The sequence below is a fragment of the Streptomyces populi genome (genome assembly GCF_002911015.1).
In the GTDB taxonomy this organism is placed as follows: Bacteria; Actinomycetota; Actinomycetes; order Streptomycetales; family Streptomycetaceae; genus Streptomyces; species Streptomyces populi.
Window position 1 is genome coordinate 1 of record NZ_KZ626863.1, and the last position, 21,912, is coordinate 21,912.

The following is a 21,912-nucleotide window of genomic DNA, read 5'->3' on the forward strand; positions in this document are numbered from 1 at the left end:
GGGCCCGCACCGAATCGGTGCGGGCCCGCTTCTCTCAGCTACTTGCTAGCGGTGAGCCTTCAGCTCTGGCCGCCGGCGAGCTTCTCGCGGAGGGCGGCGAGCGCCTCGTCCGACGCCAGGGCGCCGGAGTTGTCGTCCGACTCCGAGGAGTACGAACCGCCACCGGAGGCGGCCGGAGCCGCGCTCGCGGAGGTGGCACCCTCGGCCTCGGCCTGCGCGTCGGCCTCGCGGGACTTGATGACCTGAGCCTGGTGCTGCTCGAAGCGCTGCTGCGCCTCGGCGTACTGGTTCTCCCACACCTCGCGCTGAGCCTCGAAGCCCTCGAGCCAGTCGTTGGTCTCGGGGTCGAAGCCCTCGGGGTAGATGTAGTTGCCCTGGTCGTCGTACGACGCGGCCATGCCGTACAGGGTCGGGTCGAACTCGACCGAGGCCGGGTCGGCACCGAAGGACTCGTTGGCCTGCTTCAGCGAGAGGCTGATGCGACGACGCTCGAGGTCGATGTCGATGACCTTGACGAAGATCTCGTCGTTGACCTGGACGACCTGCTCCGGGATCTCCACGTGGCGCTCGGCCAGCTCGGAGATGTGGACCAGACCCTCGATGCCCTCGTCCACGCGGACGAACGCACCGAACGGAACGAGCTTCGTGACCTTACCCGGGACGACCTGACCGATCTGGTGCGTACGGGCGAACTGCTGCCACGGGTCTTCCTGCGTCGCCTTGAGCGACAGGGAGACGCGCTCGCGGTCCATGTCGACGTCGAGGACCTCGACGGTGACTTCCTGGCCGACCTCGACAACCTCGGAGGGGTGGTCGATGTGCTTCCAGGAGAGCTCGGAGACGTGCACCAGACCGTCGACGCCACCCAGGTCCACGAAGGCACCGAAGTTGACGATCGAGGAGACGACGCCGGAGCGGACCTGACCCTTCTGGAGGGTGGTGAGGAACGTCTGGCGAACCTCGGACTGGGTCTGCTCCAGCCAGGCGCGGCGGGACAGGACCACGTTGTTGCGGTTCTTGTCCAGCTCGATGATCTTGGCCTCGAGCTCCTTGCCCACGTAGGGCTGGAGGTCGCGGACACGGCGCATCTCGACGAGAGAAGCCGGCAGGAAGCCACGGAGGCCGATGTCGAGGATGAGACCACCCTTGACGACCTCGATGACGGTGCCGGTGACGATGCCGTCCTCTTCCTTGATCTTCTCGATGGTGCCCCAGGCGCGCTCGTACTGGGCGCGCTTCTTCGAGAGGATCAGGCGGCCTTCCTTGTCCTCCTTCTGGAGAACCAGGGCCTCGATCTCGTCGCCGACCTTGACGACCTCGTTCGGGTCGACGTCGTGCTTGATCGAGAGCTCGCGGCTCGGGATGACACCTTCGGTCTTGTAACCGATGTCGAGCAGGACCTCGTCCCGGTCGACCTTCACGATGACGCCGTCGACGATGTCGCCGTCGTTGAAGTACTTGATCGTCTCGTCGATCGCGGCGAGGAAGGCTTCCTCGTTACCGATGTCGTTGACCGCAACCTGCGGGGTGGTGGCGGTGGTCTCGGTGCTGCTCGTCATGTGGGAAAGGGCTCCGGTACGGACAGTGAGTCGTAGGTACTGCTTGCGCCGGGAGCCCGTTTCGCCCTGTAGAAGCCGGACAGCCAAGGAAGCGCCCGACCCGGCACAGCCGGAAGGCGCCTCGAGAACCGAGGGGACATACATACAGATGCGAGCACAGCCTGCTACGTCTGAGGAGCGCAGGCCCGCAGCGCAACTTGTAGCATACGGGGGCAGCCGGGCAGGGTCAATGCGCGAAGGCGCACACCCGGGGCGGATCGCCGCAATCCCGGCACAAGACCTGTCTCACAAGGCCACGCGGGCAGCAGGGCGCCTCTGTCGTGACACGCCCGAGACGGGTTGGACGGAAGAGTACGACGAGGGAGCCGATCATCCAAGAGCCCGAACCGTTCGAACCGGAAGCCACCCGGCGTGACGCGGATCTCATCGAGAGTTCCCGGGCGAATCGGGGCTGGTGGGACCGGAACGCGGACGACTACCAGATCGAGCACGGCACGTTCCTGGGCGACGACCGGTTCGTGTGGTGTCCCGAGGGTCTCGACGAGGTGGAGGCCGAGCTGCTCGGCCCCCCGGAGGACCTCAAGGGCAAGGACGTCCTGGAGATCGGCGCCGGCGCGGCGCAGTGCTCGCGGTGGCTGGCCGGACAGGGCGCGCGTCCCGTGGCCCTCGACCTCTCCCACCGCCAGCTCCAGCACGCGCTGCGCATCGGGGGCCCGGTGCCCCTCGTGGAGGCGGACGCGAGCGCGCTGCCGTTCGCGGACGGCTCCTTCGACCTCGCGTGCTCGGCGTACGGCGCGCTGCCCTTCGTGGCCGACCCGGTGCTGGTGCTCAGGGAGGTCCACCGCGTCCTGCGCCCCGGCGGCCGTTTCGTCTTCTCCGTCACGCACCCGGTCCGCTGGGCGTTCCCGGACGAGCCGGGCCCCGAGGGGCTGTCGGTGTCCGCGTCCTACTTCGACCGCACCCCGTACGTGGAGCAGGACGAGGAGGGCCGCGCGGTCTACGTCGAACACCACAGGACGCTCGGCGACCGGGTGCGTGACGTGGTGGCCGGCGGCTTCCGCCTGGTCGACGTCGTCGAGCCCGAGTGGCCCGCCTGGAACACCCAGGAGTGGGGCGGCTGGTCCCCGCTGCGCGGGAACCTCATTCCGGGTACGGCGATCTTCGTGTGCGAACGGGACTGACGTACGGGATCCGCGAAGAACGGCCCGTGACCAGGGCTGCGGACGAGGGGGAGCCGATCCGGCTCCCCCTTCGCCGTCCCGTGGCACGGTCGGCCCCTCCGTCCCGCGCGCGGAGGCCGTCCCCGGGCTCGTGCGCGGCCGGTTCGGCGCCCGTACGAGACTGGGGGCGTGATCCGTTACCAAGCCCTGGACGCGCTGCCCGTGCGCGGCGCCCTGCCCGCCGTGGACGACGCCCTGGAGGGGCACGGCGGCGTGGTGCTGGTGGCGCCGCCCGGCACCGGCAAGACGACGCTGGTGCCGCTGGCCCTGGCGGGCCTCCTGGACGGCGGGCGCCCCGCGCGGCGGGTGGTGGTGGCCGAGCCGCGGCGGATCGCGGCGCGGGCCGCCGCCCGGCGGATGGCGTGGCTGCTGGGCGAGGAGGTCGGACGGAGCGTCGGCTTCACGGTGCGCGGGGAGCGGGTGGTGGGTCCCCACGCGCGCGTGGAGGTCGTCACGACCGGGGTCCTGCTCCAGCGGCTACAGCGCGACCAGGAGCTCGCGGGCGTCGACGTGGTCGTGCTCGACGAGTGCCACGAACGGCATCTGGACGCCGACACGGTGGCCGCGTTCCTTTTGGACGTGCGGGCCGCGCTCCGTCCCGAGCTGCGGCTGGTGGCGGCGTCCGCGACGACGGACGCCGGGGGCTGGGCCCGGCTGCTGGGCGACGCGCCGGTGGTCGAGGCGGAGGGCGTCTCGTACCCGGTCGAGACGGTGTGGGCGCCGCCAGAGCGCCCCGTACGGCCGCCGCACGGGACGCGGGTGGACCCGGCGCTGCTGACGCACGTGGCGTCCACGGTGCGGCGGGCGCTGGCCGAGCGCCCGGGTGACGTCCTGTGCTTCCTTCCCGGGGTCGGGGAGATCGCGCGGGTGGCCGGGCAGCTCGGCGGTCTCGGGGACGTCGACGTCCTCCAGGTGCACGGGCGGGCTCCGGCGGCGGTGCAGGACGCGGTGCTCACGGCCGGCGCCCGGCGCCGGGTGGTCCTCGCGACCTCGGTGGCCGAGTCGTCGCTGACGGTCCCGGGGGTGCGGGTGGTCGTGGACTCGGGACTCGCGCGGGAGCCGCGGGTGGACCACGCGCGGGGGCTGAGCGCGCTGGCGACCGTACGGGCCTCGCAGGCTGCCGGGCGGCAGCGGGCGGGACGGGCCGGGCGCGAGGCGCCGGGCACGGTCTACCGGTGCTGGGCGGAGGCCGAGGACGGCCGTCTGACACGGTTCCCGGCTCCCGAGATCAAGGTGGCCGACCTGACGGCGTTCGCGCTCCAGGCGGCCTGCTGGGGCGATCCCGGGGCGACGGGTCTCGCCCTGCTGGATCCGCCGCCGGGCGGGGCGATGGCGGCGGCGCGGGCCGTCCTGTCGGCCGTGGGCGCGGTCGACGCCGCGGGGCGGGCCACGGAACGGGGCGTGCGCATGTCCCGGCTGGGCCTGCACCCCCGGCTGGCACGGGCGCTGCTGGACGCGGCCCCGCTGGTGGGCGCGGCGCGGGCCGCCGACGTGGTCGCCCTGCTCAGCGAGGAACCCCCGCGCGAGTACGGCGACGACCTGGCCGCGGCCTGGCGCGCCGCCCGGCGTGGCGGCGACGCCTACACGGCCCGCTGGCGCGCCGAGTCCCGCCGTCTCCGCTCCGCGGCGGCCGACCTCGTTCCCGCCTCCGCACCCGGCCGGGCAGCCCCCTCGGACTCCCCTTCTCCCCAGGGCGTGCGCGCCGGGGAGTCCTCCCGGGACGCGCGCGCCGGGGAGCCGGAGCCCGGGGACGACCGGGTGGCCGGGCTCGTCGCCGCGCTGGCGTTCCCCGAACGGGTCGCGCGTCTACGGGGCGGCTCCCACCTCATGACCGGCGGGACCCGCGCCGACACCGGTGAGGGATCCGCCCTGCGCGGTGCCCCCTGGCTCGCGGTCGCCGTCGCCGACCGTCCCGTCGGCAGGGGGCACGCGCGCGTGCGGCTCGCGGCGGTGATCGACGAGCCGACGGCACGGCGGGCCGCCGCCGGTCTGTACGGCGAGGGCGACGAGGTCCACTGGGACGGGGGCGACGTCGTCGCCCGGCGGGTGGAGCGGCTGGGGGCGGTGGAGCTGGCCGTGCGGCCGCTGCGGGACGCGGACCCGGGGCTCGTACGGGAGGCGCTTCTCGAGGGGCTGCGGGAGGAGGGGCTCGGGCTGCTGCGGTGGTCGCCGGACGCCGGGGTGCTGCGGCAGCGGCTCGCGTTCCTGCGCAGGCGGCTCGGCGACCCGTGGCCGGACGTCTCCGACGAGGCTCTCCACGCGCGCGTGACGGAGTGGCTGGAGCCGGAGCTGAGCCGTGCCCGGCGGCGGGCGGACCTGGCGCGGATCGACGCCGGGCAGGCGCTGAACCGGCTGCTGCCCTGGGCGACGGGCGAGGCGGCCCGGTTCGACGAGCTCGCGCCCGAGCGGATCGAGGTGCCGAGCGGGTCGAGGATCCGTGTCGACTACGCCGATCCGGCGCGGCCGGTGCTGGCCGTGAAGCTGCAGGAGATGTTCGGGCTGCAGGAGTCGCCCGCCGTCGCCGGCGTGCCCGTGCTCGTGCACCTCCTCTCCCCCGCGGGCCGGCCGGCCGCGGTGACCGCCGATCTCGCGTCCTTCTGGCGGGACGGCTACAAGGGCGTACGGGCGGAGCTGCGCGGCCGCTATCCCAAGCACCCGTGGCCCGAGGACCCGGCGACCGCCGAGCCGACGCGGTACACGAACGCGCGGCTCAGGCGGTGACGGGCTCGGGATCGGCCGCCGGGGCGGGCGCGGGTCCGCCCGGCCTGCGGCCGCGGGCCTCCACGTACAGGGAGAGGGACAGCAGGGCCGCGCCCAGGAGCAGGAAGCCCCAGGGGAGGTAGGAGGTCATCATCAGGACCAGGGTGCGGTTGGACTTGACGAGGTCGACGGTGTGCCGGATGTAGTCCTCGCGCATCTTCACGTCCCCGGAGAAGGCGGTCACCTTGTCCCGGCCGCCCAGGAGTGTGCCGCCGCGCAGTTCCTCCTTGTGGGTCTCCTCGCCGTAGACGGGCGCTCCGGTGACCGGCTCCACCCAGAATCTGCGGACGGTGGTGTACCAGCGGGTGGTGCCGGTCTTGGCGAGGGACTCGGGGGTGATGCCCGGGACGGGCATGATCTTGGGGAACTTCACCTTCGTCCAGGGGACGGTCTGCTCGAAGTAGTAGACCTCGACGCCCCGGAAGTTCCTGGTGCCCTTGTAGTGGATGGGCGCCGAGGTGCGGGTCTGGGCGTCGAAGTACTCGTAGTCCCGCTTCTCGGTCCTGAAGGGCCATTTGAACTCGATGCCCCGGCGGGTGACGGGGTCGCCGTCGACGGACTCGCCGGTGGCGTGGACGGGTTCCTGGCTGTGCGCGTCGAATATGTAGCGCTCGGGGAGCTTGGAGACCATCTTCCCGTCGGGGCCCTGGACGTAGGACAGGGAGTCCCAGACGACGACGTCGCGGCCCGCGGTCCGCTCGATCCTCTCGGAGGCCTCGACGTCACCCTTGAGGGTCTGGACGACGGTGACCTTGGAGACCTTCTTCGCCTTCATGGTGCCGTAGTCGAGGAGGGTCGCGCCCTTCGCCTCCAGCACCATGTCCTGGTACTGGCCCGCGGGGATCTTGGCCAGGCGCGGGAAGGCGTACCAGCGCAGCAGCGGGGACAGCGCCGCGAAGAACACGGCGAGCGCGAGCAGGATCAGGCTTGCCTTGCGGCGCATCTCGACGGCCCTCCCGGTGCGTGCGTCAGGGGTGCTTGGGGACGGTGGTGAGCAGCGGCTTCGGCGAGGTGTGGCCGGCCGGCGAGCCCATGGCCGTGACGGCCAGGACCAGCGCGAGGGCCGCGGCGAGACCGGTCGCGGCGGCGATGAGGGCACGCATGCGGGCCTCCCGGGGCCAGGAGCTGATGCATCGTCAGGTCCGGCACCGTAGCAACGGCGGGCCGAGATGAGAACACGTCGCGCACACGACGGATCAGGGCGCCCCCGCGGCGTGAGCCGGGAGGGCGCCCTGGAGGCTGACCGGGCCGCGCGGTGGCGGCTCCGTTCTAGGAAGCGGTGGGAGAGGCGCTCGGCGTGGCGGTGGCGGGCGCGGGGGTCACGGTCAGTTCGACGGTCAGGGTGGCGCCGCCGGTGGTGGTGATGCGGAGCAGGAAGGTGCCGGTGGTGTCGTCGGCGTACAGCTTGGGCAGCTTGATCAGGCCGTCGGCGTCGGTGGTCAGGGCGGCCAGGGTGCGCACGGGCTTGCCGTCGGCGTCCTTGAAGTAGGGGCCCTTGTCGTTCTCGCCCGTGTCGGTGGCGGACTTGATCAGGGTCGCGGTGGCGGCGACCTTGTCGGCGGCGGCGCCCTTGTAGGTGGCCTTGACCTCGACCTGGCCGGCGAACTCGCCGCCCGCGACGCAGGTCGGCGCGGTGTCGGTGGTGCGGGCCAGGGCGTCGGCCTGCCGCGCGGCGACCGTGGCCGTGTAGTCGAGGCCCGCCATGACGCGGCCCACGACGGTGACGCGGACGGTGAAGTCGCCCGTCTTCTCACCGGCCGTGAGCGCCGGCGCGGTGGCGATGCCGAGCTTGTTGGTGACCTGGGTGGCGACGGACTCGCCGCCGGCGAAGGTGGCGTCGGTGTCGCCGACGATGGTGAACCGCACCCGGACCTTGCCCATCGCCTTGCCGGCCTTGTCGTCGGTGCGCACCGCGATCTTCTGCGCGAACGTGTCCCCGGCCGTCGCCGTGAGCTTGCCCGCGCCCATGTTCGTCAGGTGGTCCACCGTCTCGGTGGGCGTCGGCGTGGGCGTGGCCGGCGGGGTCGGCGTGGCGGGCGGGGTCGGGGTGGCCGGCGGGGTCGGCTTCGGGGCGGGACTCGTCGGGCCGCCGCCGGGCCTGGGGCCGCTCGGCGGCGACGGCTGCACGGGCGGCGTGGGAGTCGGGGTAGACGTGGCCGGCTCGTCGCTGTGGTGCGAGGGCAGCGTGCCCGTGCCGTCCGGCACCTCGTGCGTGCCCTTGCGGTAGTACTCCAGCCACGACAGGACGGTGTTGAGGTACTCCGTCGACTTGTTGTAGCTGAGGATGGCGGCGTTCATCTGCGCCTGGACCGACATGTCGTGGTCGAAGCGGCACAGGTAGTGCCCGGCGGCCAGCGCCGCGTCGAAGATGTTGTTGGGATCCTTGCGGCCGTCGCCGTTGCCGTCCCGGCCCGCCCACTCCCAGGTGGAGGGGATGAACTGCATGGGCCCCACCGCCCGGTCGAACCGGCTGTCGCCGTCGAACGCGCCGTTGTCGGTGTCCTTGATGTTGGCGAACCCGTAGCCGTTCAGGACCGGACCCAGGATGGGCGACAGGGTGGTGCCGTTCGCGTCGACACGGCCGCCGCGGGCCTGGCCCGACTCGACCTTGCCGATCGCGGCGAGCAGCTGCCAGGGCAGGTTGCAGGTCGGCTTGGACTCGCGCAGCGACGCCTCGGCCTGCTTGTAGGCGGCCAGCACGGTCGCGGGGATGCCCGCCTCGGCCGCACCGGTGGCGGCGGGCGTGTCACTTCCGGTGGTGGGCGCGGGGTTCGGGCTCTGCAGCGGCGGAAGGTCCGTGAAGTAACGCGAGTTGCCGGTCGCGGTGCCGTCGCCCTCCGGGCTGTCGGCGCCCAGGCCGAGGTCGACGCCCGCCGACTGCCTGCCGTGGTCGTCGCCGACCGCTCCCGGCCCCTGGGAGGCGGACAGAGCCGCGACCGCGAGCGCGGCCACAGCGGTGGTCGCCGCGCCCTTGCGCAGCCTCCTGCCGAATTGCGCCGCCATCGACTGAACCCCTCCCACGAACGACCGACGTGACCTGTCGTCTCTCAGACCTGTGCGGTACCGCTGTTCCCCGCCGCGCGCCCCCGCACGGCAACCCAAGTGACCCTACGGCAACTTCCGTCGCCCGGGGACCCGTTCGCGTCCGATATTCACCAGTTGGCCATGTACCGCCGTCCCGCATACTGGCCTCCGGTGATCAATCGGCCGGACACGCCCGCCCAGCAGGGGACACAGGAGGACGATTTGCCCTTCACTCTCAGCCACGCGGCTGCCGTGCTGCCCGCGATCCGCGGTGACGGAAACGGTCGCGGCCGACTGGTTCCCGCCGTTCTCGTGGCGGGTTCCTTCGCGCCCGACATGACTTACTACGCGGCGAGCGTGGTGCCCGGGGCGATGGAGTTCGGCACGTTCACCCATGCGTTCACCGGCGTCCTCACCGTCGATGTGCTGATCGCATGGATGCTCGTGGGCGCCTGGCTGATGCTGCGCGAACCGCTGGTGGCGCTGATGCCCGCGGCACGGCAGGGGCGCACGGCACAACTCCTGCGCTGCGGCGCCGCGCGCGAGCCGGTGCGCGCGCCGACCGCTCTGTGGTGGTACGTCTCCGCGGCGCTCGGCGCGCTGACACATGTCGTGTGGGACGCGTTCACCCATCACGACCGGTGGGGGGTACGGCTCTTCCCCGTCCTCGGGAGGAACCTCGCGGGCTCGCCGCTCTACTGGTACGTCCAGTACGGCAGTTCGGCCCTCGCGGCCGTCGTGATCGCGGCCTTCGTGGTGCGCGCGCTGCGCCGCGCGCCGTACGGCCCCGCCGTCGGGGTGCCCGTCCTGTCCGCCGCCGACCGCCGGCTGGCCGTCGCGGTGATCGGCGGCCTCGCCCTGACCGCCGCGGTGCAGCGGGCGGTGCGCTGGTGGGCGTACTGGAAGTCCGTCGCGAAGCCGTGGGAGCTCATTCCGGCGCTGTGCTTCGGCGGGGGCGCCGGTCTGGCCCTCGGCCTCTGCCTGTACGTCACGGCGGTCAGGATCCGGCGTCCCGCTCCGGCTCGTCCCGGCCCCGGGGCGGCGCGTACCGAGCCGAGCCGTCCCGCCCCCCGCTGACCGCCCCGTCGTCGGCGAGACTCCGGAGCAGGGCGCGTCCCCGGCCGAGGCCGCGGTGCACGGCCCGGACGACCCGCTCGACGACGCGGGCACGGTAGGGCATCGTCGGATGGTCGTACGACAGGACGATGACGCGGTAGCTACGGGCCGGGCCGGTGAAGGAGCCGATGCCGTGGACGCGCCCGCCGTTCGCGGCCCGGGGCAGCCGGCCGGTCGAGGTGTGGGCCCCCAGTCCGCGCGGCAGGCCGAGGAACGCGTTCCGGTGCCCGCCGCCGCGGAGCCGGGTGAGCGCCCGGAGGCGGTACGCGCCCGTCCTCAGGAACGCGCGGGCGCCGATGGCCGCCGTCGCCGGTCGCACCCGGCCTCCGGCCCCGGCACGGTCCCGGCCGTCTCTCCCGCCGTCGTGCACCGACACCAGGACCGTACCCGGGCGTGCCGACAGCGCCGCCTGGAGATCGCGGGACAACCGGGCCCCGAAGTCCTCGTCCCGAGAAGAACCGCCGGGCTCCGGCCGCTGGACGGTGTCCGCTCCGGCCGCGACCGCGGACAGCGGCGCGAACAGCGCCGGGACGACGGCCGCGGCCACCGTCGCGGTCGCGACCACCACGGTCGTGGCCATGGCGGTCCGACGGTGGACGGTGCGTAAACCCAGGGCCGTACGGCGGTGCGGCGTGCGTATACCCATGCCCGCATCCTCACGGCACCCCGCGGACCGGGGCTCCCCGGGAGGGCCACGCGGGTGACGGCCCCGGGGCACGTTCCCGGGGCCGGGCGCGGGAGCGCGGACACCCGGCGCAGGTGGGGACACCCGGCCCTCCTGCTGACGCGGCGCGGTGCCTAGTGCGCCGCCGACTCCCAGTCCCTGCCCGCGCCGACGGAGACGTCCAGCGGGACGTCGAGCCGGACGGCGGACGCCATCTCGTGGCGCAGCAGTTCCTCGGTCCGCTCCCGCTCACCGGGAGCGATCTCCAGGACGATTTCGTCATGGACCTGGAGCAGCATGCGGGAGTCGAGCTTCGCCTCGCGCAGCGCCCGGTCCACGTTCAGCATCGCGATCTTGACGATGTCGGCCGCCGTGCCCTGGATGGGCGCGTTCAGAGCCATCCGCTCGGCCGCCTCACGGCGCTGGCGGTTGTCGCTGTTGAGGTCCGGCAGATAGCGGCGGCGCCCGAAGAGCGTCGCGGTGTAGCCCGTGGCCCGGGCCTCGTCGACCGCCCGGCGCAGATAGTCCCGTACCCCGCCGAAGCGCTCGAAGTACGTGTCCATCAGCGCGCGGGCCTCGCCCGCCTCGATGTTCAGCTGCTGCGACAGGCCGAAGGCCGACAGTCCGTAAGCGAGGCCGTACGACATCGCCTTGATCTTGCGGCGCATCTCGGCGTCGACCGCGGACCGCTCCACCGAGAACACCTGGGAGGCGACGGTGGTGTGCAGGTCCTCACCGGAGGTGAACGCCTCCAGCAGCCCCTCGTCCTCGGACAGATGGGCCATCACCCGCAGTTCGATCTGGCTGTAGTCCGCGGTCATCAGGCACTCGAAGCCCTCACCGACGACGAAGCCGCGGCGGATCGCGCGGCCCTCGTCCGTGCGCACCGGGATGTTCTGCAGGTTCGGATCGGTCGACGACAGCCGGCCGGTCGCCGCCACCGTCTGGTTGAACGTCGTGTGGATACGGCCGTCCGCCGCGATCGTCTTGATCAGGCCCTCGACCGTGGAGCGCAGCTTGGCCTGCTCACGGTGGCGGAGCATGATCACGGGCAGTTCGTTCTCGGTCTGCGTCGCCAGCCACGCCAGCGCGTCCGCGTCCGTCGTGTAGCCCGTCTTCGTCTTCTTCGTCTTCGGCAGGGCCAGTTCACCGAAGAGGACTTCCTGCAGCTGCTTGGGCGAACCGAGGTTGAACTCGTGCCCGGCCGCCGCGTGCGCCTCCTTCACCGCCTGCTGCACCGCGCCGGCGAACATCTGCTCCATGGCCTCCAGATGCGCCCGGTCCGCCGCGATGCCGTGCCGCTCCAGACGGGCCAGCAGGCTGGACGTGGGCAGCTCCATGTCGCGCAGCAGCTCCGCCGCGCCGACCTCCTGGAGCTTCTCCCCGAACGCCTCCCCCAGGTCGAGGACCGTCCGGGCCTGCACCATCAGCGCGTCGGCCTCGGCCTGCTCGTCCGCACCGAACGCGAGCTGCCCGTCCGCCGCGGCGGCGGGCCCGAGCTCCCGGCCCAGATACTCCAGGGACAGCGCGTCCAGCGCGAAGGAACGGCGGCCCGGCTTGACCAGATAGGCGGCGAGCGCCGTGTCCATGGTCACGCCCTCGATGCTCCAGCCGTGCTCGGCGAAGACCCGCATCGCGCCCTTGGCGTTGTGCATGACCTTGTGCCGCGCCGGGTCGGCGAGCCACGCGGCGAACGCGTTCTCGTCCGGCTCGTCCAGCCGCGCCGGGTCGAACCAGACCGCCGGCCCCTCGCCCGCCGCGAGCGCCACCTCGGTGACCGAACCCGAGCCCAGCGACCACGTGTCCACCGTGGACACGCCCAGCACCCCGGCACCGTGCTCGGCGAGCCACGGCTCCAGCTCGCCCGCGCCCAGCACCGTCCCGTCGATCTCGACGCCCTCGGCGGCCGGCCGCGTCTCCTCGGCCTCTCCCTCCCCCGGGTCCACGGCCAGAAGCCGCTCGCGCAGCGAGGGGTTACGGATCTCCAGCGTGTCCAGGACCATCGCCAGGGCCGTACGGTCGTAGGCGGCCCGTTCCAGGTCCGCCACCGTCCGGGGCAGCTCGACGTCCTTGACCATCTCCGTGAGACGGCGGTTGAGCTTCACCGCCTCCAGGTGGTCCCGCAGGTTCTGCCCCGCCTTGCCCTTGACCTCCTCGACCCGCTCGACCAGCTCCGCGAACGAACCGAACTGGTTGATCCACTTCGCGGCCGTCTTCTCGCCCACGCCCGGGATGCCCGGCAGGTTGTCCGACGGGTCACCGCGCAGCGCGGCGAAGTCCGGATACTGCGCCGGCGTCAACCCGTACTTCTCGAAGACCTTCTCCGGAGTGAACCGGGTCAGCTCGGAGACACCCTTCGTCGGGTACAGCACCGTCGTGTGCTCCGACACCAGCTGGAAGGAGTCACGGTCACCCGTGACGATCAGCACCTCGAAACCCTCGGCCTCCGCCTGCGTCGCCAGCGTCGCGATGATGTCGTCGGCCTCGAACCCGTCCACCGCGAACCGCTGCGCGCGCATCGCGTCCAGCACCTCGCCGATCAGCTCGACCTGCCCCTTGAACTCGTCCGGGGTCTTCGACCTGTTCGCCTTGTACTCGGGGAACTCCTCCGAACGCCAGGTCTTGCGCGAGACGTCGAACGCCACCGCGAAATGCGTGGGCGCCTCGTCGCGCAGCGTGTTCGCCAGCATCGACGCGAAACCATAGATGGCGTTCGTCGGCTGCCCCGTCGCGGTGGTGAAGTTCTCCGCGGGCAGCGCGAAGAACGCGCGGTAGGCCAGCGAGTGCCCGTCCATGAGCATCAGGCGCGGGCGGCCCGTACCTGCGGTTTTCTCGGTCTTCTTCGATGCTGTCTCTGCCACACCCCCGATCCTGCCACGGCCCGCTGACAACGCGGGCCCTCCCGGCCCGGCACACCCCCCTCCCGTCCCTGATTCCCACGACCCGTGACCGCCGCCGTCGGCCACGCGTGCGAGGATCGAAGGGGTACGAACACACGCACACCGACGTGCGCACGCGAAAGGGTTCAGCGATGGCCAGCAAGCCGCCGAAAAGCGATCCGGTCCAGGACGCTCCGCAGGTAGCCGAACCCAAGCACGCCGCGGCCGGGCTGCCCGCCATCGGACACACCCTGCGCATCGCCCAGCAGCAGATGGGCGTCCGCCGCACCGCGCTCACCCTCCTGCGCGTCAACCAGAAGGACGGCTTCGACTGCCCGGGCTGCGCCTGGCCCGAACCCGAGCACCGCCACACCGCGGAGTTCTGCGAGAACGGCGCCAAGGCCGTCGCCGAGGAAGCCACCCTGCGCCGGGTGACCCCGGACTTCTTCGCCGCGCACCCCGTCTCCGACCTCGCCGGCCGCAGCGGCTACTGGCTCGGCCAGCAGGGCCGCATCACCCACCCCATGTACCTCCCCGAGGGCGCCGACCACTACCAGCCCATCGGCTGGGACCGCGCCTTCGACATCGTCGCCGAGGAACTCGCCGCGCTCGGCTCCCCCGACGAGGCCCTCTTCTACACCTCGGGCCGCACCAGCAACGAGGCCGCGTTCCTCTACCAGCTCTTCGCCCGCGAACTCGGCACGAACAACCTCCCCGACTGCTCGAACATGTGCCACGAGTCGTCCGGCTCCGCGCTCAACGAGACCATCGGCATCGGCAAGGGCAGCGTCCTGCTGGAGGACCTCTACAAGGCGGACCTGATCATCGTCGCCGGGCAGAACCCCGGCACGAACCACCCGCGCATGCTCTCCGCCCTGGAGAAGGCCAAGGCCGGCGGCGCGAGGATCATCACCGTCAACCCGCTGCCCGAAGCGGGCATGGAGCGCTTCAAGAACCCTCAGACGCCCCAGGGCATGGTCAAGGGCGCCGCCCTCACCGACCTCTTCCTCCAGATCCGCATCGGCGGCGACCAGGCCCTCTTCCGCCTGCTCAACAAGCTGATCCTCGACACCGAGGGCGCCGTCGACGAGACGTTCGTCGCCGAACACACCCACGGCTTCGAGGACTTCGCCGAGGCCGCCCGCGCCGCCGACTGGGACGAGACCCTCACCGCGACCGGCCTCACCCGCGACAGCATCGACGAGGCCCTGAAGATGGTCCTCGCCTCGAAGCGCACCATCGTGTGCTGGGCCATGGGCCTCACCCAGCACAAGCACTCCGTCCCCACCATCCGCGAAGTCGTCAACTTCCTGCTGCTGCGCGGCAACATCGGCCGCCCCGGCGCCGGCGTCTGCCCCGTCCGCGGACACTCCAACGTCCAGGGCGACCGCACGATGGGCATCTTCGAACGCCCCGCCCCCGCCTTCCTCGACGCCCTGGAGAAGGAGTTCGGCTTCACGGCACCGCGCGAGCACGGCTACGACGTCGTCGGCGCCATCCGCGCCCTGCGCGACGGCGACGCCAAGGTCTTCTTCGCCATGGGCGGCAACTTCGTCTCCGCCTCCCCCGACACCGACGTCACCGAGGCGGCCATGCGACGCGCCCGCCTCACCGTCCACGTCTCCACCAAGCTCAACCGCTCGCACGTCGTCACCGGCGCGCGCGCCCTGATCCTGCCCACCCTCGGACGCACCGAGCGCGACCTCCAGGGCAGCGGCGAGCAGTTCGTGACCGTCGAGGACTCCATGGGCATGGTGCACGCCTCACGCGGCCGCCTGGAGCCCGCGAGCCCTCACCTGCTGTCCGAACCCGCCATCGTCGCCCGGCTCGCCCGCAGGGTCCTCGGCGAGGCCAGCACCACCCCCTGGGAAGAGTTCGAGAAGGACTACGCGGCCGTCCGCGACCGCATCGCCCGCGTGATCCCCGGCTTCCAGGACTTCAACGCGCGCGTGGCCGACCCCGCCGGCTTCGCCCTCCCCCACGCCCCCCGCGACGAACGCCGCTTCCCGACGGCCACCGGCAAGGCCAACTTCACCGCCGCGCCCGTCGAACACCCCGAACTCCCCGAAGGGCGCCTGCTGCTGCAGACCCTGCGCTCCCACGACCAGTACAACACCACCATCTACGGACTCGACGACCGATACCGGGGCATCAAGAACGGCCGCCGCGTCGTCCTCGTCAACCCCGACGACGCCCGCGAGCTGAAGATCGCCGACGGCTCGTACGTCGACCTCGTCGGCGAGTGGAAGGACGGCGTCGAACGGCGCGCGCCCGGCTTCCGCGTCGTGCACTACCCCACCGCCCGCGGCTGCGCCGCCGCCTACTACCCCGAGACCAACGTCCTGGTTCCCCTCGACTCGACCGCCGACACCAGCAACACCCCTGCCAGCAAATCCGTGGTCGTCCGTCTGGAACAATCGGCAGCCGACTGAGCGTTCGCTCAGCGAGGAGACCCACGACGAAGTGGTCCACGACGAACGGAGCCGGGCGCCATGGGCGAACAGCACACCCCGAAGTTCCCGCAAGGAGTCATCGACGAGTACGCCGCACTCGGCGTCGACCTGCCCGCGCTCTTCTCCGCGGGCCACCTCGGCAACCGCATGGGCGTCCAGATCATCGAGGCCTCCGCGGACCGCGTCGTGGGCACCATGCCCGTCGAGGGCAACACCCAGCCCTACGGACTGCTCCACGGAGGAGCCTCCGCCGTCCTCGCCGAGACCATCGGCTCCGTCGGCGCCATGCTCCACGGCGGCAGCACCAAGATCGCCGTCGGCGTGGACCTGAACTGCACCCACCACCGCGGCGTCCGCTCCGGCCTCGTCACCGGCGTGGCCACCCCCGTCCACCGCGGGCGCACCTCGGCGACGTACGAGATCGCCATCACCGGCGAGGACGGCAAGCGCGTCTGCAGCGCCCGCCTCACCTGCATCCTCAAGGACGCACCCCAGAGCTGACGCCGGGGAGCGTCCCGGAGAGCGTCCGGGCGCTTCCGGGCTTCCGAGGCACGCTTCGGACCTCCGGGGCGCGCTCCGGGCCTCCAGGGCACGCTCCGGACCCCCCGGGCACGCTCCGGGGCACCCAGGGTCTCCGGGGCGCCCGGATCGCCCGTGGCTCGCCGAACCCCTCCGGGACGGGCCAGCCGCGCCGGGCCCGCCGAGGCCCACGAGCGATCGCTCCCTGATCCGCCGGGTCCCCCGGAGGCCCCGTGCCGCGAAAGCGCCCGCCGGGCCGCCGGGGCCCACCGGCGCCCACGCCCCTCGTCGGGCACGCCCCTCGTCGGGCACGCCGAGGAGCCGCCCCGCCCCCGAGGACTTCCGGGCCCTCCCCGCCCCCTGTCGCTCCCTGGCAGAAGGAAAAGGCGCCCCCGCCCCCTCTCGGGGTTCCGCGCGGCCCTCGCGGACCGGGAAGCCGCCCCCGCCGGCAGGGGGCGCGCCGGGCATCACCGGATGTGGGCGCCTTCCGGACCGCAGACCCTCCGCAGGCCCTCCCGAAGCCCTCCCGAAGCCCTCCGGAGACCCGAACTCCCGCTCCGCACGGATCCGCTGGCGGGCGTACACCCCGGACCGGGCAGAGGATCCGGTGGTACCGGGCCCGCCGACACCCGGCCCCGCGCTCCCGGGCACCCGCCGGGTCACGCTCCCCCGGCCGCACCCGCCCCGAGCCCTCGTCGCGATCGCAACCGGCGCCCCGCCGCCCCGCGCCCCGCTCCACCCCGGGCGCCGCCCGCGATCGGCCGTACCGCCGCCGCCCGCCCCCAACAACCCCGGACACGCGGCCACTTGCTTCCGCTTCGCCGTCGGCGCCGCCACCGCCACGGCCGCCGCTGCCCGCCAAGTAGGCTCCGGGCCGCACGAGTTGGGCCCGACAACCCATCCCCGCTGCCACTGTCAGTGAGGGCCGGAAACCCCCGCCTCATCGCCTTGCGCGGTGCCGTATACAACCGCGCCGCCCCGCCTCCCGCCACCGAGGCCCCCCGTCCCGACCTGCCCGTCCGCGGCGACAACGCACAGCGACCGCAAAGCCTCACTTCGGCGGCCCCGGACCGTACGCCCCCGGGCTCCGTCCGCACGCGCCCGGGTTCCCCAACAGGCCCGCTCCCACACCCACTTCACCCGGCCAGGACACCGGCAGCCGCCTCATACGGCGGTAACAGTGGGTTACCTCTGCCGCAATAAAGCAATCCCCGCGCCACGGGCCGTACCGCACCACGCCCCCGACGGCGTCCCGGACCGCCTCCGGGTCCACGGGTTCCGGTATCCGCCATCAACCCGGATCAGCGCGTTCTCACCATGCGAACACGCAGCCGCTCCCGGGCCGCACGCCGAAATGCTCCGATCGTCCGCCCCACGCCCCGCGAGGAGCCCCCCGGATAACAAGAGCGTCACAGCCTTCCCCACGCTCCTCCCCACCCCCCCGACCTGCGCCTATAGTCACGGCCAGTCACCGCGCCGCCGGGCGCGTAACTGCACGGCCCTGCTTCATCCAGTACGGCCCGGCGAGAAACACGGCCCCCACCCTGGGGTGCCGCGCCAGGGAGAGGATTCAACGTGCGACAGCGTTCCATGGTCATACTCACCGCCGTGCTCACGACAGGAGCACTCACGCTGACCGCCTGCGGCTCGCGCGACGACAGCGGCGACAGCAAGGACAGCGGCAAGAAGACCGAGATCATCATCGGCGTTGACGCCCCGCTGACCGGCCAGAACTCGGCCACCGGCCTCGGCATCCAGGGCGGCGTCCAGATCGCCGTCGACGACGCCAACAAGAACAACACCGTTCCCGGCGTGACCTTCAAGGTCAAGGCGCTCGACGACAAGGCCATCCCGGCCTCCGGCCAGGCCAACGCCACCCAGTTCGTCCAGGACGAGAAGGTCCTCGGCGTGGTCGGCCCGCTGAACTCCGGCGTCGCCACCCAGATGCAGCAGGTCTTCGCCACCGCCAACCTGGTCGAGATCTCGCCGTCCAACACCGCCCCCGAGCTCACCCAGGGCAAGAACTGGCAGACCTCCAAGTCCCGCCCGTTCAAGACCTACTTCCGTACCGCCACCACCGACGCCCTCCAGGGCGGCTTCGCGGCCGACTACGCGTACAACACGCTGAAGAAGCGCAAGGTGTACGTCGTCGACGACAAGCAGACCTACGGCGCCGGCCTCGCCAAGCTCTTCAAGGCCGGCTTCACCAAGGCGGGCGGCAAGCTCGCGGGCGAGGACCACGTCAACACCGGCGACACGGACTTCAACGCCCTCGTCACCAAGATCAAGAACTCCAAGGCCGACCTGGTCTACTACGGCGGCCAGTACGACGAGTCCGAGAAGCTCACCAAGCAGCTCAAGGACGGCGGCGTCAAGGTCCCGCTGTTCGGCGGTGACGGCATGTTCTCCGACACCTACATCCAGACCGCCGGCGACGCCTCGAAGGGTGACCTGGTCACCTCCGTCGGCCAGCCCGTCGACTCCCTGCCCTCCGCCGCCGACTTCATCAAGAAGTACAAGGCCTCCGGCCTCAAGGGCGACTACGGCACCTACGGCGGCTACTCCTACGACGCCGCCACGGCCATCATCAAGGCCATCGGCGCCGTCGTGAAGGACGGCAAGATCCCGGACGGCGCCCGCGCCAAGATCGTCGACGAGGTCCAGAAGACCAAGTTCGACGGCATCGCCGGCCCCGTCTCCTTCGACGAGTACGGCGACACCACCAACAAGCAGCTCACCGTCTACCAGGTCGTCGACGGCAAGTGGAAGGCCGTCAAGAGCGGCACGTTCAGCGGCTGACCAGCAACACCCGGGCCACTCCGGTGGATCGGTCCACAACCAGGCGACAGCGCCCCGAGCGGCACGACACGCCCGGTCCGATCCACCGGTCAGGCCCTCAGCACAACCTCAGGGCCGCGCGGCCACGACCACACGTCACCGCGCGGCCCGATCCATACGCCCTGCTCAACTCTCCCCACCACATGGAGGCCACGCGGTGAACACCCTGCCGCAGCAGCTGGCCAACGGGCTGTTCCTCGGCTCGATGTACGGGCTGATCGCCATCGGCTACACGATGGTGTACGGCATCGTCCAGCTCATCAACTTCGCCCACGGCGAGATCTTCATGACCGGCGGCTTCGGCGCACTCTCGGTCTACCTTTACGTTCTGCCAAACGGCACATCCATGTGGATCGCCCTCCCGGCGATGCTGATCGGCGGCGGAATCGTCTCCGTCCTCATCGCCGTCGGGGCCGAACGCTTCGCCTACCGGCCCCTGCGCGGAGCACCACGCCTCGCCCCCCTCATCACCGCCATCGGTCTGTCCCTGGCCCTCCAGCAGATCGTCTTCAACACCTACCCCGACGCCAAGACCGACCTGAAGTTCCCCCAGCTCCCCTTCGGTCCCTGGCACATCGGCTCCGTCAGCATCCAGAGCGGCTCGGTCTTCGTCATCGTCGCCGCGCCCCTGTGCATGGCGGCCCTCGCCCTCTTCGTCAGCCTCTCCCGCACCGGCCGCGCCATGCAGGCCACCGCGCAGGACCCTGACACCGCGCAGCTCATGGGCATCGACACCAACCGCATCATCGTCATCGCCTTCGCCATCGGCGGCTTCTTCGCCGCCGTCGCGGCCGTCGCCTACGGCCTGCGCTACGGCACCGTCAAGTACGACATGGGCTTCCAGATGGGCCTCAAGGCCTTCACCGCGGCCGTGCTCGGCGGCATCGGCAACATCTACGGCGCCATGATCGGCGGCCTCGTCCTCGGCCTCGCCGAGACCCTGGCCACCAGCTACATCGACGGCATCCCCGGCATGGAGCAGCTCGGCGGCGGCGGCTGGTCCTCCGTCTGGGCCTTCGTACTCCTCATCCTCGTACTGCTGTTCAGGCCGCAGGGCCTCGTCGGCGAACGCGTCGCGGACAGGGCGTGAGCACCATGGCAACCACCGAGACCACCACTCCCGAGCGCGGCCTGATCGCACTCCCCGAGAGCGCGGCCCGCGTCCTCATCGCGATCGGCGCCGTCGCCACCATCGCCAGCACCTTCATGTCCTGGACCTACACGTCCGACTTCCCCGGGGACCTCACCTACTACGGCTCCCCGGCCGGACTCCAGGTCCTCGACATCGTCGCCGGCGCCCTCACCCTCCTCTTCGCCCTGACCCTCTGGAACGTCCGCGGCCTCGGCTGGCTCAACCCGGCGGGCGCCACCCAGCCCGTCGTCCTCGCCGCCGCCTCCGCGTTCGCCGTCAGCTGGTTCAGCGCCATCGCCATCGCCGTCGACCTCAAGGGCCTCATCGCGCTCGACCCCGGCGCCTACCTCGCCGCCGTCGGCTCCCTCGTCGCCCTCCTCGGCACCCTGGCGCTCCCCAAGCCCGGGGACACCTTCAAGGACTACGTCACCAAGCCCGAACTCATCCCGCCGGCCGCCAAGCTGCCCGGCTGGGGCGAGCGCCTCGTCATCACCGGCGCCACCGCCGTGGCACTGATCGTCTTCAACTACGGCATCGGCGTCGACCCCGACGCAAGCGAAACGTTCCTGGGCTACCTGCTCCTCGTCGTCTTCGGCGCCTGGGCCCTGCTCACCGCCGGGCTCTTCGACCGCTTCGCGCAGCTCAACGCCCGCCACAAGGGCTTCGCCACCAGCATGGCGTTCCTCGCCGCGGCGATCTTCCCGTTCGTCGCGAACAACGAGCACAACTCCAACCTCGGCGTCAACATCCTCGTCGTCGCCACCGTCGCCCTCGGCCTCAACATCGTCGTCGGCCTCACCGGACTCCTCGACCTCGGATACGTCGCCTTCCTCGGCGTCGGCGCCTACGCCGCGGCCCTCGTCTCCGGCTCCGAGTTCTCCCGCTTCGCCGGCGTCCAGTTCCCCTTCTGGGCCGCCATGCTCACCGGCATGGCCGCGTCGCTGGTCTTCGGCGTCCTCATCGGTGCCCCGACCCTGCGCCTGCGCGGCGACTACCTCGCCATCGTGACCCTGGGCTTCGGAGAGATCTTCCGTATCGCCGTCAACAACATGGACGGGACCTCCGGCCCCAACCTCACCAACGGCCCCAACGGCATCTCGATGATCCCGGACCTCGACATCTTCGGGTTCAACTTCGGCGCCGAGCACAACATCCTCGGCTTCGTCCTCGGCCGGTTCGCGAACTACTTCCTGCTGATGCTCCTCATCACCGGAATCGTGGTCGTGGTCTTCAACCGCGCCGCCGACTCCCGCATCGGCCGCTCCTGGATCGCCATCCGCGAGGACGAGACCGCCGCCACCGCCATGGGCATCAACGGCTTCCGCGTCAAGCTCATCGCCTTCGCCCTCGGCGCCTCCCTCGCCGGCCTCGCCGGCACGGTCAGCGCCCACGTCGGCTACAGCGTCAACCCGGCGCCGTACCAGTTCGCCGGCTCCGTGCCCCCGAACTCCGCCTTCCTCCTCGCGGCGGTCGTCCTCGGCGGCATGGGCACCGTCAACGGACCCATCCTCGGCGCCACCCTGCTCTACCTCCTCCCCGAGAAGCTCAGCTTCCTCAAGGAGTACGAGCTCCTCGCCTTCGGCATCGCGCTCATCATCCTCATGCGCTTCCGCCCCGAGGGCATCATCGCCAACCGCCGCCGTCAGCTCGAGTTCCACGAGAGCGACGACAGCGACAAGGCCGTCCACATCCCCGAACAAGGCCTGCCCGACTCCACCGTCGGCGTCACCAAGGCAGGGGCGTAACCA

At 71.8% G+C, this 21,912-nt stretch carries 14 protein-coding genes; 8 read left to right on the forward strand and 6 right to left on the reverse strand.

Translation table 11 applies throughout. The features are described 5' to 3' along the window. Window positions 1–59 precede the first annotated feature (59 nt). Window positions 60–1,559 (reverse strand): 30S ribosomal protein S1, encoded by a 1,500-nt coding sequence (gene rpsA, locus CW362_RS14745; protein WP_103549901.1) that lies wholly within the window; start codon window positions 1,557–1,559, stop codon window positions 60–62. A 320-nt stretch (window positions 1,560–1,879) separates the two neighbouring features. Between rpsA and CW362_RS14750 the strand changes: the two genes are divergently transcribed. Both CW362_RS14750 and hrpB read left to right on the forward strand, forming a co-directional pair. Next, window positions 1,880–2,740 carry a class I SAM-dependent methyltransferase gene (locus tag CW362_RS14750; protein ID WP_103549902.1) on the forward strand — a complete coding sequence of 287 codons (861 nt, stop codon included), beginning with the start codon at window positions 1,880–1,882 and terminating at the stop codon, window positions 2,738–2,740. A gap of 168 nt (window positions 2,741–2,908) precedes the next feature. After that, the gene (gene hrpB / locus CW362_RS14755) at window positions 2,909–5,500 is read left to right on the forward strand and encodes an ATP-dependent helicase HrpB (RefSeq protein ID WP_103549903.1); all 2,592 of its coding nucleotides are present in this window, start codon (window positions 2,909–2,911) and stop codon (window positions 5,498–5,500) included. On the opposite strand, the gene pgfA is transcribed toward hrpB, so the two are convergent. The 3 genes from pgfA to CW362_RS14770 all read right to left on the reverse strand — a co-directional run bounded on the left by pgfA (window position 5,490) and on the right by CW362_RS14770 (window position 8,542). After that, entirely contained in the window at window positions 5,490–6,482 is a 993-nt protein-coding gene (pgfA, locus tag CW362_RS14760) for a cell envelope lipid trafficking protein PgfA (RefSeq protein ID WP_103549904.1), read from the reverse strand. The two genes, hrpB and pgfA, sit on opposite strands and share 11 nt — an antisense overlap. 25 nt (window positions 6,483–6,507) lie before the next feature. Then, a complete protein-coding gene (locus CW362_RS14765; protein WP_103549905.1) occupies window positions 6,508–6,642 on the reverse strand; it encodes an SPW_0924 family protein in 135 nt (44 codons plus the stop codon). A 166-nt stretch (window positions 6,643–6,808) separates the two neighbouring features. After that, on the reverse strand, window positions 6,809–8,542 hold the full coding sequence (locus tag CW362_RS14770; RefSeq protein ID WP_103549906.1) for a lytic transglycosylase domain-containing protein: 1,734 nt from the start codon (window positions 8,540–8,542) through the stop codon (window positions 6,809–6,811). 243 nt (window positions 8,543–8,785) lie between these two features. Here CW362_RS14770 and CW362_RS14775 point away from each other — a divergent pair, with 243 nt between their 5' ends. Next, on the forward strand, window positions 8,786–9,640 hold the full coding sequence (locus CW362_RS14775; protein ID WP_103549907.1) for a DUF4184 family protein: 855 nt from the start codon (window positions 8,786–8,788) through the stop codon (window positions 9,638–9,640). On the opposite strand, the gene CW362_RS14780 is transcribed toward CW362_RS14775, so the two are convergent. Together CW362_RS14780 and polA are read right to left on the reverse strand one after the other, a co-directional pair. Beyond that, a complete protein-coding gene (locus tag CW362_RS14780; RefSeq protein WP_162684082.1) occupies window positions 9,561–10,325 on the reverse strand; it encodes a hypothetical protein in 765 nt (254 codons plus the stop codon). The two genes, CW362_RS14775 and CW362_RS14780, sit on opposite strands and share 80 nt — an antisense overlap. A 152-nt stretch (window positions 10,326–10,477) precedes the next feature. After that, the gene (polA, locus tag CW362_RS14785; RefSeq protein ID WP_103549909.1) at window positions 10,478–13,204 is read right to left on the reverse strand and encodes a DNA polymerase I; all 2,727 of its coding nucleotides are present in this window, start codon (window positions 13,202–13,204) and stop codon (window positions 10,478–10,480) included. Between the two features lie 170 nt (window positions 13,205–13,374). Here polA and CW362_RS14790 point away from each other — a divergent pair, with 170 nt between their 5' ends. The 5 genes from CW362_RS14790 to CW362_RS14810 all read left to right on the forward strand — a co-directional run bounded on the left by CW362_RS14790 (window position 13,375) and on the right by CW362_RS14810 (window position 21,909). Then, window positions 13,375–15,654, forward strand: coding sequence for an FdhF/YdeP family oxidoreductase (locus CW362_RS14790; RefSeq protein WP_103549910.1), 2,280 nt, complete (start codon window positions 13,375–13,377; stop codon window positions 15,652–15,654). Between the two features lie 60 nt (window positions 15,655–15,714). Then, a complete protein-coding gene (locus CW362_RS14795) occupies window positions 15,715–16,176 on the forward strand; it encodes a PaaI family thioesterase (protein WP_103549911.1) in 462 nt (153 codons plus the stop codon). Window positions 16,177–17,784: 1,608 nt separating this feature from the next. Further along, window positions 17,785–18,993, forward strand: a complete 1,209-nt coding sequence (locus tag CW362_RS14800) for a branched-chain amino acid ABC transporter substrate-binding protein (protein ID WP_103549912.1) — start codon at window positions 17,785–17,787, stop codon at window positions 18,991–18,993. 196 nt (window positions 18,994–19,189) lie between these two features. Further along, the gene (locus tag CW362_RS14805) at window positions 19,190–20,122 is read left to right on the forward strand and encodes a branched-chain amino acid ABC transporter permease (RefSeq protein WP_103549913.1); all 933 of its coding nucleotides are present in this window, start codon (window positions 19,190–19,192) and stop codon (window positions 20,120–20,122) included. A gap of 5 nt (window positions 20,123–20,127) precedes the next feature. Continuing rightward, window positions 20,128–21,909, forward strand: a complete 1,782-nt coding sequence (locus CW362_RS14810; protein ID WP_103549973.1) for a branched-chain amino acid ABC transporter permease — start codon at window positions 20,128–20,130, stop codon at window positions 21,907–21,909. Window positions 21,910–21,912 lie beyond the last annotated feature (3 nt).